At 40.1% G+C, this 12,836-nt stretch carries 12 protein-coding genes; 8 read left to right on the forward strand and 4 right to left on the reverse strand.

Features of this window, described 5'->3' with window-relative positions; genetic code table 11:
• Positions 1-65 precede the first annotated feature (65 nt).
• Entirely contained in the window at positions 66-1,112 is a 1,047-nt protein-coding gene (locus tag EAL87_RS06995) for an NAD(P)-dependent alcohol dehydrogenase (RefSeq protein WP_120913971.1), read from the forward strand.
• Positions 1,113-1,123: 11 nt separating this feature from the next.
• On the opposite strand, the gene EAL87_RS07000 is transcribed toward EAL87_RS06995, so the two are convergent.
• A complete protein-coding gene (locus EAL87_RS07000; RefSeq protein WP_120913973.1) occupies positions 1,124-2,434 on the reverse strand; it encodes a glycosyltransferase family 8 protein in 1,311 nt (436 codons plus the stop codon).
• A gap of 191 nt (positions 2,435-2,625) precedes the next feature.
• Between EAL87_RS07000 and EAL87_RS07005 the strand changes: the two genes are divergently transcribed.
• On the forward strand, positions 2,626-3,933 hold the full coding sequence (locus EAL87_RS07005) for a hypothetical protein (protein ID WP_120913984.1): 1,308 nt from the start codon (positions 2,626-2,628) through the stop codon (positions 3,931-3,933).
• Between the two features lie 6 nt (positions 3,934-3,939).
• Here the strand turns inward: EAL87_RS07005 and EAL87_RS07010 are convergent, their stop codons facing one another.
• Positions 3,940-4,602, reverse strand: coding sequence for an outer membrane protein (locus EAL87_RS07010; RefSeq protein WP_120913975.1), 663 nt, complete (start codon positions 4,600-4,602; stop codon positions 3,940-3,942).
• Between the two features lie 283 nt (positions 4,603-4,885).
• Here EAL87_RS07010 and EAL87_RS07015 point away from each other — a divergent pair, with 283 nt between their 5' ends.
• The 6 genes from EAL87_RS07015 (at position 4,886) to EAL87_RS07040 (ending at position 10,374) form a co-directional block, all read left to right on the forward strand.
• The gene (locus tag EAL87_RS07015; protein ID WP_000486467.1) at positions 4,886-5,446 is read left to right on the forward strand and encodes a pyruvate flavodoxin oxidoreductase subunit gamma; all 561 of its coding nucleotides are present in this window, start codon (positions 4,886-4,888) and stop codon (positions 5,444-5,446) included.
• A gap of 15 nt (positions 5,447-5,461) precedes the next feature.
• Positions 5,462-5,854, forward strand: coding sequence for a 4Fe-4S dicluster-binding protein (locus tag EAL87_RS07020; RefSeq protein WP_000656174.1), 393 nt, complete (start codon positions 5,462-5,464; stop codon positions 5,852-5,854).
• 9 nt (positions 5,855-5,863) lie between these two features.
• Entirely contained in the window at positions 5,864-7,087 is a 1,224-nt protein-coding gene (locus EAL87_RS07025; RefSeq protein ID WP_001917433.1) for a 2-oxoacid:ferredoxin oxidoreductase subunit alpha, read from the forward strand.
• 12 nt (positions 7,088-7,099) lie between these two features.
• On the forward strand, positions 7,100-8,044 hold the full coding sequence (locus tag EAL87_RS07030) for a thiamine pyrophosphate-dependent enzyme (RefSeq protein ID WP_120913977.1): 945 nt from the start codon (positions 7,100-7,102) through the stop codon (positions 8,042-8,044).
• A gap of 108 nt (positions 8,045-8,152) precedes the next feature.
• Positions 8,153-9,475 carry an adenylosuccinate lyase gene (purB, locus tag EAL87_RS07035; RefSeq protein ID WP_120913978.1) on the forward strand — a complete coding sequence of 441 codons (1,323 nt, stop codon included), beginning with the start codon at positions 8,153-8,155 and terminating at the stop codon, positions 9,473-9,475.
• A 65-nt stretch (positions 9,476-9,540) separates the two neighbouring features.
• Positions 9,541-10,374 (forward strand): outer membrane protein, encoded by an 834-nt coding sequence (locus EAL87_RS07040; RefSeq protein ID WP_120913980.1) that lies wholly within the window; start codon positions 9,541-9,543, stop codon positions 10,372-10,374.
• A 24-nt stretch (positions 10,375-10,398) separates the two neighbouring features.
• On the opposite strand, the gene uvrB is transcribed toward EAL87_RS07040, so the two are convergent.
• On the reverse strand, positions 10,399-12,375 hold the full coding sequence (uvrB, locus tag EAL87_RS07045) for an excinuclease ABC subunit UvrB (protein WP_120913982.1): 1,977 nt from the start codon (positions 12,373-12,375) through the stop codon (positions 10,399-10,401).
• 69 nt (positions 12,376-12,444) lie between these two features.
• Positions 12,445-12,836 (reverse strand): ATP synthase subunit B family protein (locus EAL87_RS07050; RefSeq protein ID WP_488782844.1); only part of this gene is annotated, 392 nt, incomplete at its 5' end.

Raw genomic sequence — 12,836 nt, forward strand, 5'->3', positions numbered from 1 at the left:
ATAGAAACATAAGCAAACCATAAAAACGATACAATAGCGGTATTTTAATCAAACAAGGAGTTTTAATGAGAGTTCCATCTAAAGGTTTTGCTATTTTTTCTAAAGACGGGCATTTCAAACCCCATGATTTTAGCCGCCATGCTGTAGGCCCTAAAGACGTGCTGATTGACATTCTTTATGCAGGGATTTGCCATAGCGATATTCATAGCGCTTATAGCGAATGGAAAGAAGGCATTTACCCTATGGTTCCTGGGCATGAGATTGCTGGGGTCATCAAGGAAGTGGGTAAGGAAGTTAAGAAATTTAAGGTTGGCGATGTGGTGGGCGTGGGCTGTTTTGTCAATTCATGCAAAACATGTAAGCCATGTAAAGAACACCAAGAGCAATTTTGCGCCAAAGTGGTATTTACTTATGATTGTTTGGATTCTTTCCATGGCAACGAACCCCACATGGGCGGATACTCTAATAATATTGTGGTGGATGAAAACTATGTGATTAGCGTGGATAAAAACGCTCCTTTAGAAAAAGTAGCCCCCTTGCTTTGCGCGGGCATCACCACTTATTCGCCCTTAAAATTTTCTAAGGTTACTAAAGGCACAAAAGTGGGCGTCGCTGGGTTTGGCGGACTAGGAAGCATGGCGGTTAAATACGCTGTAGCTATGGGGGCTGAAGTGAGCGTTTTTGCAAGAAACGAACACAAAAAACAAGACGCTTTAAGCATGGGGGTTAAACATTTCTACACAGACCCTAAACAATGCAAAGAAGAATTGGATTTTATCATTTCAACCATTCCTACCCACTATGATTTAAAAGACTATCTCAAGCTCTTAACTTATAATGGCGATCTAGCCCTTGTGGGACTCCCCCCTGTAGAAGTCGCTCCAGTGCTTAGCGTTTTTGATTTTATCCATTTAGGCAATCGCAAGGTTTATGGCTCATTGATTGGGGGCATCAAAGAAACCCAAGAAATGATGGATTTTTCCATTAAACACAATATTTACCCTGAAATAGATTTGATTTTAGGCAAGGATATTGACACCGCTTATCATAACCTAACCCATGGGAAAGCGAAATTCCGCTATGTGATTGATATGAAAAAATCGTTTGATTAAAAGTTTTGGCTCTAGCTCTTTTTTAAGAGCTTGAGTTTGATTAGGGTATTTTTTGCTAATGCATGGAGTTTTAGGATTTTAAGGGTTTTGCTAATAAGGCTCTTGAGTGGTATGAGAATGCAGTGTTTGACAAACACCCTAAAGAGTCTCTTTCGCGCGTTTTTAGGGAGTCTATAAACATGCGAGAAGTAGTGGTTCAAGAACGCTTCAAGGGAGTTTTCTTTGTTCTCTGTATGGGCATGCGAGAAATAGTGGTTCAAGAACATTCCGAGATTTTCTTGCTTGATTGCGGCATGGATGTGCGAAAAATAATGGTCTAAAAAGGTCTTGAGCGCGTCATGGGCGATCTGCTCTTCAGTCTTCCATAGGGGAAAGTAGTAGTGATAGGCAACGATGCTGTGGTAACGATGCCATTTTTCACTGCCTATCTCCACCCTAGCGATCGAATCAATCCAGTCGCCCATAAAAGGGGTTTTAGCCAAAGCGTTCAGCCATAAATCCGCTTTCAAACCAAAAGGATAATCCCAAGGCTTCACCGCCCCCCACCAAACATCATAATGGATGATTATAGGGTTTTTGAGCGCGTTTGAGATGGTTTTCTTATAAATCTCATGCAAAAAATAATCCTCAGGCAAGGATGCAGAAAAATCTTTGACAATGTAATAATAAGGGAAAACACAATATTCAATCCCTAAAGCTTTCATGTTAGGCCAACACCATTTTGTAAAATCCAATTCTTCTGTAGCCTTGTTTTCTTCCAAAAGTGCATGGGTTTTTGAGACAAAATGGTTCTTGCGCTGGTAATCTAAATTACAAAACAAAAACCCTTCCAACACATGGCACTCTCCACCTCCTAAAACCCCATAAAAATAATTCTCATCATTTTCTTTAATGTTTAAGAAATCAGCGCTAAATTCATTGCAAAAGATAACGTCCACATCGCTCCACACCATTTTAGAATATTTAGGGAACAAATCCGCCAAAAAATACTTCACTAACACCATTTTAGAAAAACGCTTGGTGAAATCCTCATCAAAAGGGTTAGGGATAGCGTCTAAAAAAGGTTCAATATCTTTTACTTCTAAAACAGCAAATTCTTTAAAAGGCTCTGTGATTTGATTAAGCTTTGCTTTATCTTCTTCATTCAAGCCTACCACTAAAGCGTGTAGGGTGTAGCGGATTTTTTTATTGGCTTTAGCGGTGCTTTCCAATAAAGAATAAATGCATGCACCCGCAGCAATGAGGTAATTCTTATCAAAAGCAAAAGCGATAGGAATATGAAAATCTTGTTCTTTGAAAGAATGATTTGAAGCTGAAGTCATGAAAAATGAAACACCCTTTTTTAATGGCTATTTTATCCAAAAAAAAAAAAAACCAAACTTGAAAGGGTTCTGTTTTTGGTTTTTATGTTGTTTTTAAAGCAAATTAATTTAAAATCGTATCTTGTCTTTAGAAGTGTCGCCATTTTAAATGTTGTAATCTTAAAAGATGATGAAAGAGGATGAATTCTAGTTTGATTTTCTTAAAAAAATCTCTTTATGCGTTGTTGTTTTCAAGTTTTTTAACACCACCCTTAATGAAAGCGGCTAGTTTTGTCTATGACTTGAAGTTTATGAGCTTTAATTTCAATTTAGTGGCCCCAAATAACAACCCCTATTGGAATAGCCTAACCAAAATGCAAGGTCGTCTCATGCCTCAAATTGGCGTTCAATTGGACAAAAGGCAGGCTTTGATGTTTGGGGCGTGGTTCATTCAAAATTTACACACGCATTATAGCTATTTCCCTTATTCGTGGGGGGTTACCATGTATTACCAATACATAGGGAAAAATTTGAGATTTTTTTTAGGCATTGTGCCTCGAAGCTATCAAATAGGGCATTACCCTTTAAGCGCTTTTAAAAAACTTTTTTGGTTTATAGACCCTACTTTTAGAGGAGGAGCGTTTCAATTCAAACCAGCTTATGATCCTAACCGCTGGTGGAACGGGTGGTTTGAGGGCGTTGTGGATTGGTATGGGGGGCGCAATTGGAACAACCAGCCCAAAAAGAAAAATTACGATTTTGATCAATTCTTGTATTTTGTTTCTTCAGAATTTCAGTTTCTTAAAGGGTATTTAGGTTTGGGGGGGCAGCTTGTCATTTTTCATAACGCCAGCTCTCACAGCATGGGAGATAATTACCCTTACGGTGGTAATTCTTACTTAAAACCAGGCGATGCAACCCCGCAATGGCCTAATGGCTACCCCTATTTCAGTCAAAAAAATAACCCGCAAGGCGGAGAAATAGGGAAATACTCTAATCCTACCATTTTAGACAGGGTTTATTACCATGCTTATTTAAAAGCGGATTTTAAAAATCTCATGCCTTATATGGATAATATTTTTATGACTTTTGGCACGCAGTCGTCTCAAACCCATTATTGCGTGCGTTATGCTAGCGAGTGTAAAAACGCTCAGTTTTACAACAGCTTTGGGGGGGAATTTTACGCTCAAGCACAATACAAAGGCTTTGGGATTTTTAACAGATACTATTTTTCCAACAAACCCCAAATGCACTTTTACGCCACTTATGGCCAATCCCTTTATACCGGCTTGCCATGGTATAGAGCCCCTAATTTTGACATGATAGGGCTTTATTATGTCTATAAAAATAAATGGGTGAGCGTGCGAGCGGATGCGTTTTTTAACTTTTTAGGTGGGGGCGATGGGTATCATTTGTATGGGAAAGGGGGCAAGTGGATCACTACCTATCAGCAATTCTTAACCCTAACCATAGACACACGAGAGTTAATTGATTTTGTCAAATCTAAAACCTCCAAATAACCATATCTAAAAATTATAGATATAATTGAAATAAGCGACCGGTAAGCGGTGCCATAAAGTAGTCGCGCTCAAGCCATCAATATTCTCGGTTTTGGTGTTAGGAATGACAGGGAATTTCAACCCGAAAGTGATTTCATTGTGGAAAAAGCCAAAACGAAAACCCACTTTCACAAGCAATTGGAAAAGCGAATTTTCTTTGCCTAAATATTGAGCGATAGTCCCATGCATAGCCCCTCCTGGCATGTAAGTCGCCCCAGCAATACCTAAGCCAAACTCCAACCCTAAAAACATCTTTGGCGAATTGAAAGCGTCCCACAAACCGCTCAATTCTAAACCATAGGTAGAAATATAGGATTTGTGAGAAGAAAAGGTCTGATCATAAAACAACCCGTAACGGAAACCCACATGCTCTACAGCTTGCGTTTTAGCCACAAATTTCCCCCCTAACACCACACCAAAGCCATTGCCGGTCATGAAATACGATTTATCTACAGACTCGGTGCTAAAAGATGTGTTGATCGCGCTAAGCTGATACCCAACCCCTAAATAAAATGTATTCCTGTCCGCAAATTTAGGTTTTTTTGATTTTTCATCAAGCTCTGCCTCTGCGGCTTGAAGCGATGATAATAACGCCATGCCCATCAATATTTTAATTGTTGTTTTATTCATAACCCAATTCCTTTTGTTATCCTGCCCCACACTCGCTCCATATAAGATCAAATCACGCCCTAATAATAACAAAGTTTAAAATAAATATTAGTGGTTTTGATTAAGAACGCCTATTTTTTAGAATAAATAGCCATAAAATAGCCATAATTCTTGTAGGTATGCCCCCATTTTCCTATAAAAATTCTTAAAAAGGTGTTGTTATAAGATATAGTTAATGGTTTTTCTTGTATAATTTTGGGCTAAATTCAATTTATTTTATACGATATTAAGGAGACATATTACCATGTTTCAAATTAGATGGCATGCACGAGCTGGTCAAGGTGCAATCACTGGCGCTAAAGGGTTGGCTGATGTGATTTCAAAAACAGGCAAAGAAGTGCAAGCGTTCGCTTCCTATGGTTCAGCTAAAAGGGGAGCTGCTATGATGGCTTATAACCGCGTTGATGATGAGCCGATTTTAAACCATGAGCGCTTCATGCAGCCTGATTATGTGCTGGTGATTGATCCCGGTTTGGTTTTCATTGAAAACATCTTCGCTAATGAAAAAGAAGACACGACTTATATCATCACCAGCTACCTTAACAAAGAAGAATTGTTTGAAAAAAAACCTGAATTAAAAACCCGTAAGGTGTTTTTAGTGGATTGTTTAAAAATCTCTATGGAAACCTTAAAACGCCCTATCCCCAACACGCCCATGTTAGGGGCTTTAATGAAAGTGTCTGGCATGCTTGAAATCGGGGCTTTTAAAGAAGCTTTTAAGAAAGTTTTGGGCAAAAAACTCACGCAAGAAGTCATTGACGCTAACATGCTCGCTATCCAAAGAGCTTATGAAGAAGTTCAATAACATTAAGGATTAAAGATGAAAGATTGGAATGAATTTGAAATGGGAGCGGTGCTCTTCCCTTTTGAAAAGAACGCACAAAGCGAAATGGAAAAACACAATGATGAGCGCCATTACACCGAGCAAAGTTACTTCACCACTTCAGTGGCTCATTGGCGCGTGGCTAAGCCTGTGCATAACAATAACATTTGCATCAATTGCTTTAATTGTTGGGTTTATTGCCCAGACGCTGCCATTCTTTCAAGAGAGGGCAAGTTAAAAGGCGTGGATTATTCTCATTGTAAGGGCTGTGGCGTGTGCGTGGATGTCTGCCCCACCAACCCTAAATCGCTATGGATGTTTGAAGAACAAATTGAGCCCGCTACCGCCCTCACTCAATGGCCGCAAAAACAAGAAAAGAAAAAATCATAAGGAAAAAATATGGCAAGAAGTATTGAATTACAAGAGATAGAAGTGTGGGATGGCAATACCGCTAGCTCTAACGCTTTAAGACAGGCTCAAATTGATGTCATCGCAGCCTATCCTATCACCCCATCAACGCCCATTGTGCAAAATTATGGCTCGTTTAAGGACAATGGCTATATTGATGGCGAATTTGTTTTAGTGGAATCTGAGCATGCCGCCATGAGTGCATGCGTGGGAGCTGCAGCAGCTGGAGGAAGGGTCAGCACTGCGACTAGCTCTCAAGGTTTGGCGTTAATGGTAGAAGTTTTATACCAGGCCTCTGGCATGCGTTTGCCTATCGTTTTGAATTTAGTCAATCGCGCTCTAGCAGCCCCTTTGAATATCCATGGCGATCATTCGGATATGTATTTGAGTAGGGATTCTGGCTGGATCAGTTTATGCACATGCAACCCTCAAGAAGCTTATGATTTCACTTTAATGGCGTTTAGAATCGCAGAGCATCAAAAGGTGTGCGTGCCTACTATTGTCAATCAAGACGGGTTTTTGTGTTCGCACACCGTGCAAAATGTCCGCCCTTTGAGCGATGCAGTGGCTTATCAATTCGTAGGCGAATACCAAACCAAGCATTCCCTTTTGGATTTTGATAAACCGGTAAGCTATGGCGCGCAAGCTGAAGAAGAATGGCATTATGAGCATAAAGCCCAACTCCACCATGCCATCATGAGCGCGTCTTCTGTGATTGAAGAAGTGTTCAATGATTTCGCTAAACTCACAGGCAGACAATACCATTTAACTAAAACTTTCCAGCTAGAAGACGCTGAAATCGCTATCTTTGCGTTAGGCACTACTTATGAATCCGCCATCGTAGCGGCTAAGGAAATGCGTAAAAAAGGCATTAAGGCCGGTGTGGCCACCATCCATTCTTTGCGCCCTTTCCCTTATGAAAGATTGGGGCAGGATTTGAAAAATCTTAAAGCTTTAGCGATTTTAGACAAGAGCTCTCCAGCGGGTGCTATGGGGGCGATGTTTAATGAAGTAACGAGCGCGGTGTATCAAACCCAAGGGACTAAACACCCTGTGGTGTCTAACTACATTTATGGTTTAGGCGAAAGGGATATGACAATCGCGCATTTATGCGAAATTTTTGAAGAAATCAATGAAGACGCTCTTAAAGGCACGCTCACGCACCCTACCCAACAATTCGTAGGCTTGCGCGGCCCTAAAATGAGCTTTTTTTAAAAAGGAAATATCATGGTAAAAGAAGTCAAAACACTCAAAGGTTTTAGCCAAAGCGCTGAAAAATTCCAAGGCTCACACTTGCTTTGCCCGGGTTGTGGGCATGGCATTATTGTGCGCGAAGTTTTAAACGCTGTAGATGGGCCTATTGTTTTAGGCAATTCTACCGGTTGTTTAGAGGTATGCTCGGCGGTGTATCCGCACACTTCATGGGATGTGCCTTGGATTCATATTGGTTTTGAAAATGGCTCTACGGCGATTTCAGGGGTGGAGGCGATGTATAAAGCGCTTGCGAATAAGGGCCGCTATCAAGGTCAAAAACCAAAATTTGTGGCGTTTGGAGGCGATGGGGCCAGTTATGATATTGGTCTTCAATTCATTAGCGGTTGCATGGAAAGAGGGCATGACATGACTTACATTTGCTTGGATAATGAAAACTACGCCAATACCGGCGGTCAAAGAAGCGGATCTACGCCATTAGGGGCTAGCACTTCCACCACGCCAGCGGGATCGGTTAGTTTTGGTAAAAAAGAAAAGAAAAAAGACATCGTCAATATCATGGCAAGCCATGGGGTCCCTTATGTGGCACAACTCTCGCCTAACAAATGGAAAGACATGAATAAAAAGATTAAAACCGCACTAGACACTGAAGGGCCTTGCTTTATTAACGCTCTTAGCCCATGCACGACTGAATGGAAATTTGAATCCAATAAAACCATTGAATTAGCGGATATGGCTGTGGATAGCTTGATGTTCCCCCTATTTGAAATCTTTAATGGCAGGGAATTGAAAATCACTTACCGCCCAAGAAATATCATTCCTGTAAGGGATTATTTAGGGGCTCAAAAGCGCTTCAAACACCTTTTCAAAAAGGAAAACGAACATGTTATTGAAGAATTGCAAAAAGATGTGAATGAGCGTTGGGAATACTTGCAACGCAGAGAAGAAGCTAAAGTATAACCCTTCCATTAAATCAAGGCGCTTTTTGCGTCTTGTGTGATTTCCCCCCTTGACTTTTTAAACCCCTTTAAAGTAACATAAATCCCATTTTGATTTTAAGGATTGTCGGTGTTAGAACGCTATGCGAATGAAGAAATGAAAGCCCTATGGAATGAGCAAACCAAGTTTGAAACCTATTTAGAAGTGGAAAAAGCTGTCATTAGGGCGTGGAACAAGCTTGGGCAAATCCAAGATAGCGATTGTGAAAAAATCTGCACGAAAGCGGCATTCAATCTTGAGCGCATCAAAGAAATTGAAAAAACCACTAAGCATGATTTAATCGCTTTCACCACTTGCGTGGCTGAAAGCTTGGGCGAAGAATCCCGCTTTTTCCATTATGGGATCACTTCTAGCGATTGCATTGATACGGCTATGGCGTTATTGATGACAAAAAGCTTAAAACTCATTCAAAAAGGCGTTAAAAACCTCTATGAAACCCTTAAAAACAAGGCTTTAGAGCATAAAGACACGCTAATGGTGGGCAGAAGCCATGGGGTGTTTGGCGAACCCATTACTTTTGGCTTAGTGTTAGCCCTTTTTGCTGATGAAATCAAACGGCATTTAAAGGCTTTAGATTTAACGATGGAATTTATCAGCGTGGGAGCGATCAGTGGGGCTATGGGGAATTTCGCGCATGCCCCCTTAGAATTAGAAGAATTAGCGTGCACATTTTTAGGCTTAAAAACCGCCAATATCAGCAATCAAGTCATTCAAAGAGACCGCTACGCTAGGCTTGCATGCGATCTGGCTCTTTTGGCGAGCAGTTGTGAAAAAATCGCTACCAATATCCGCCATTTGCAACGCAGTGAAGTCTATGAAGTGGAAGAAGCTTTTTCAACAGGGCAAAAAGGAAGCTCTGCGATGCCCCATAAAAGAAACCCCATATTGAGCGAGAATATCACCGGGCTTTGTAGGGTGATTCGCTCTTTTACGACCCCTATGTTAGAAAATGTCGCCTTATGGCATGAAAGAGACATGAGCCATAGCTCTGTGGAGCGTTTTGCCTTGCCCGATCTGTTTATCACGAGCGATTTTATGCTCAGCCGCCTAAATAGCGTGGTTGGAAATCTGGTGGTTTATCCTAAAAACATGCTTAAAAATTTAGCTTTGAGCGGGGGGCTAGTTTTTTCGCAACGGGTGTTATTGGAATTGCCTAAAAAAGGTTTGAGTAGAGAAGAAAGCTATTCTATCGTGCAAGAAAATGCGATGAAAATATGGGAGGTTTTGCAACAAGGCGCTTCTAAAAACGCTGATGAAAATTTGTTTTTAAACGCCCTACTCAACGATGAACGCTTGAAAAAATATTTGAGCGAGGACGAAATCAAAGCGTGTTTTGATTACAGCTATTACACTAAAAACGTGGGGGCGATTTTTAAAAGGGTGTTTGAATAAGGCACATTTTTACAAAAACAAAACTATAAAATAAGCGGTAAAAAATTGAAGTTTTAAGGGGTTTTTTGAAACGAGCGTTATGTTTAATTTTAGGGCTTTTTTGTGCGCTTAATGCAGAGGGTTTTAAAGATGTTTTGACTAAAGGGAATTATATTTTTGGCAATAAAAAGGTGGTTTCGCCCATCAAACGCTATGCGGATCAATCGGCGTTTTATCTGGGGCTTGGGTATCAATTAGGGAGCATTCAGCACAACTCTAGCAACTTGAATTTATCCCAACAATTCAATAAGAGCCAAATCCTTTTCAGCGATAGTTTAAGCCCTATTTTTAAAAATTCGTATGTGTCTAATGGTCTTGGCGTGCAAGTGGGCTATAAATGGGTGGGTAAGCATGAAGAAACGAAGTGGTTTGGCTTCAGGTGGGGGCTATTCTATGATTTGAGCGCCTCTCTTTATGGTCTAAAAGAATCGCAGTCTATTATCATTTCCACTTACGGCACTTATATGGATTTGTTGCTTAACGCTTATAATGGGGACAAGTTTTTTGCCGGGTTCAATCTAGGGATTGCATTTTCTGGAGTGTATGACAAAGTAAGCGATGCGTTATTGTATCAAGCGCTTCTTCAAAATACTTTTGGCGGGAAAGTGGATCCAAATGGCTTCCAGTTTTTAGTGGATTTAGGGGTTCGTTTAGGGAATAAACGCAACCAATTTGGCTTTGGGATTAAAATCCCCACTTATTATTTTAACCACTATTATTCCATGAATAACATTAGCAATAATAGTGAAGATGTCCTCAAAGTTTTACGATTTTTAGAATACGGAATCAACAGCTTGTTATACCAAGTTGATTTCAGGCGCAATTACTCGGTTTATTTCAACTACACTTATAGTTTTTAAAGTGCAGTTTTTAAGCGATAGCGTTTAAAGCGTTCTTAATTTAGCGATTTCATCTCTCAAGCGCATCGCTTCTTCAAAATCCAAATTTTTCGCGCATTCTCGCATTTTTTTATCCAATTCTTTAATGATTTTTTCCCTTTCACTTTTAGGGATTTTGTCCTTTTTTAAAGCTTTAGCGATTTTAGCCTCATCGTCTCTTAATTTCAACTCCTCTTCTAAAGCGCGAGTAACGGTTTTGGGAGTAATATTATGGAGCTTATTAAACTCTTCTTGCTTAGCGCGCCTGTAACTCGTAATTTCAAAGGCTTTTTGCATGCTTTGAGTGATTTTTTTAGCGTATAATAAAACCTTGCCATTAGCGTTTCTAGCGGCTCGCCCCATGGTTTGAATGAGGCTTGTTTCACTCCTTAAAAACCCTTCTTTATCCGCATCCATGATCGCTACTAAAGAAACTTCAGGCAAATCCAGCCCTTCTCTTAAAAGATTGATCCCTATTAAAATGTCAAATTCTTTAAGCCTTAAAGAGCGGATAAGGTGATTCCTTTCAATCGCATCAATTTCACTATGCATGTAACGCACCTTCAAGCCCCATTCAGCATAATATTTACACAATTCTTCTGCCATTTTTTTAGTGAGCGTGGTGATTAGCACCCTTTCATCTCTGGCCACCACTAACTTGATTTCATCAAATAAATCCTGAACTTGCTTATCGCTGTCTCGCACTTCAAATTTAGGGTCTAAAAGCCCTGTAGGGCGAATGATTTGCTCAGCGACATTCTTTTTGGAAAGCTCTAATTCTAGCTTATTGGGCGTAGCGGACACAAAAAGGAATTGGCAATTTTTATGGATAAATTCATCAAATTTTAAAGGGCGGTTGTCTAAAGCGCTAGGCAATCTAAAACCATATTCCACTAAAACGCTTTTCCTGCTCATATCCCCTGCATACATCCCCCCAAATTGCGGCAAACTCACATGGCTTTCATCTACAATGACTAAAAACTCCCGCTCAAATATCCCTAAATAATCAAACAAACAAAAAGGCGTTTCATTAGGGGCTTTACCGGTGAAATGGCGCGCGTAATTTTCAATGCCCTTACACACACCGGTCGCGCTAATCATTTCTAAATCATGCTCGGTGCGTTGTTTGAGGCGGTTGTATTCAAGCATTTTATCCTGCTCTTTAAAAAATTTCAACCTTAGAGCGAGTTCGTCTTCAATGCTTTTAATGGCTAAATTCAACCTCTCGCTCCCTACGGCAAACTGACTGGCCGCATAAAGCATGACAGAATCCAAGCGCTTGATTTCATTTCTTTCTAAAGCGTCAAAGACCGCAATCCTTTCTATCTCATCGCCAAAAAATTCAATCCTAATAAATTCAGCGTCATTATAAGCGGGGAAAATATCCACGCATTCCCCCGTCGCTCTAAAGCTCCCCCTATCAAACACCACTTCATTACGGCTATAACCCATTTCCACTAGCTTTAATAAAAAACTCTTGTAAGCGCGCTTCTCGCCCACTTTGATTTTTTCCATGACTTTTAAATATTCTTCAGGGTTACCCAAACCATAATTAGCCGAAACGCTCGCTATCACGATCACATCATCATAACCTAAAAGCGAGGTGGTCGCGCTCAATCTCAAACGCTCCAAATCATCATTGATAGAGCTGTCTTTTTCAATAAATAAATCCCTTCTAGGGATATAGCTTTCAGGCTGGTAGTAATCAAAGTGGGAGATAAAATACTCCACCCTATTATGCGGGAAAAACGCCTTAAACTCGCTATAAAGTTGCGCGCATAAGGTCTTATTATGGCTCATGATCAAAGCGGGTTTATTGGTTTGAGCGATGATATTGGCCATCGTGTAAGTCTTACCGCTCCCTGTAACCCCCACTAAAGTTTGATAATGGTTGTTATTTTTTAAGCTTTTTGTTAAAGCTTCTATGGCTTGGGGCTGATCGCCTGCTGGTGGATAAGGGCTTTTTAAATCAAATATAGGCATCTTTAAACTCGCATTTTTTTAGGGGTATTATAGTGGTTTTTTAACACGCCTTATTCAATCTCAAAAAAATCAATGTTTTGATAATGATCGTTTTTTCGCTTCAATAATCTCGCTTGTGGCTTGTTGTTTTTCTTGCGTGATGTTATTGATTGCTTGCGTTTTGTTGGTGTTTATTTCGTTGTTAGCGTTTTCTTTCGCTTCGTTAATGTTCGTTATCGCTTGGGTTTTATTGTTATTTATTTCATTGTTAGCGCTTTCTTTCGCTTCGGTAATGTTATTTATCGATTGCGTTTTGTTGGTGCTTATTTCGTTGTTAGCGGTCGTTTTAGCTTGCGTGATCGCTTCAAGGCTTTGGGTTTTGTTTTCTGTGATTTGGTTATTAGCGTTATCTCGTGCTTGGTTTAAAAAGATTTGATAGCTCGTTAAAAGCCTTGTAGTGGCTTCTATTATTTGATTTTCTA

The sequence above is a fragment of the Helicobacter pylori genome, from assembly GCF_003636935.1.
In the GTDB taxonomy this organism is placed as follows: domain Bacteria; phylum Campylobacterota; class Campylobacteria; order Campylobacterales; family Helicobacteraceae; genus Helicobacter; species Helicobacter pylori_CH.

Excerpts from the sequence above, each read along its gene's own strand:
- EAL87_RS06995 (WP_120913971.1), top strand. The coding sequence starts at position 66 with ATGAGAGTTCCATCTAAAGGTTTTGCTATTTTTTCTAAAGACGGGCAT.
- EAL87_RS07000 (WP_120913973.1), bottom strand. The coding sequence starts at position 2,434 with ATGACTTCAGCTTCAAATCATTCTTTCAAAGAACAAGATTTTCATATT.
- EAL87_RS07010 (WP_120913975.1), bottom strand. The coding sequence starts at position 4,602 with ATGAATAAAACAACAATTAAAATATTGATGGGCATGGCGTTATTATCA.
- EAL87_RS07015 (WP_000486467.1), top strand. The coding sequence starts at position 4,886 with ATGTTTCAAATTAGATGGCATGCACGAGCTGGTCAAGGTGCAATCACT.
- EAL87_RS07020 (WP_000656174.1), top strand. The coding sequence starts at position 5,462 with ATGAAAGATTGGAATGAATTTGAAATGGGAGCGGTGCTCTTCCCTTTT.
- EAL87_RS07025 (WP_001917433.1), top strand. The coding sequence starts at position 5,864 with ATGGCAAGAAGTATTGAATTACAAGAGATAGAAGTGTGGGATGGCAAT.
- EAL87_RS07030 (WP_120913977.1), top strand. The coding sequence starts at position 7,100 with ATGGTAAAAGAAGTCAAAACACTCAAAGGTTTTAGCCAAAGCGCTGAA.
- uvrB (WP_120913982.1), bottom strand. The coding sequence starts at position 12,375 with ATGCCTATATTTGATTTAAAAAGCCCTTATCCACCAGCAGGCGATCAG.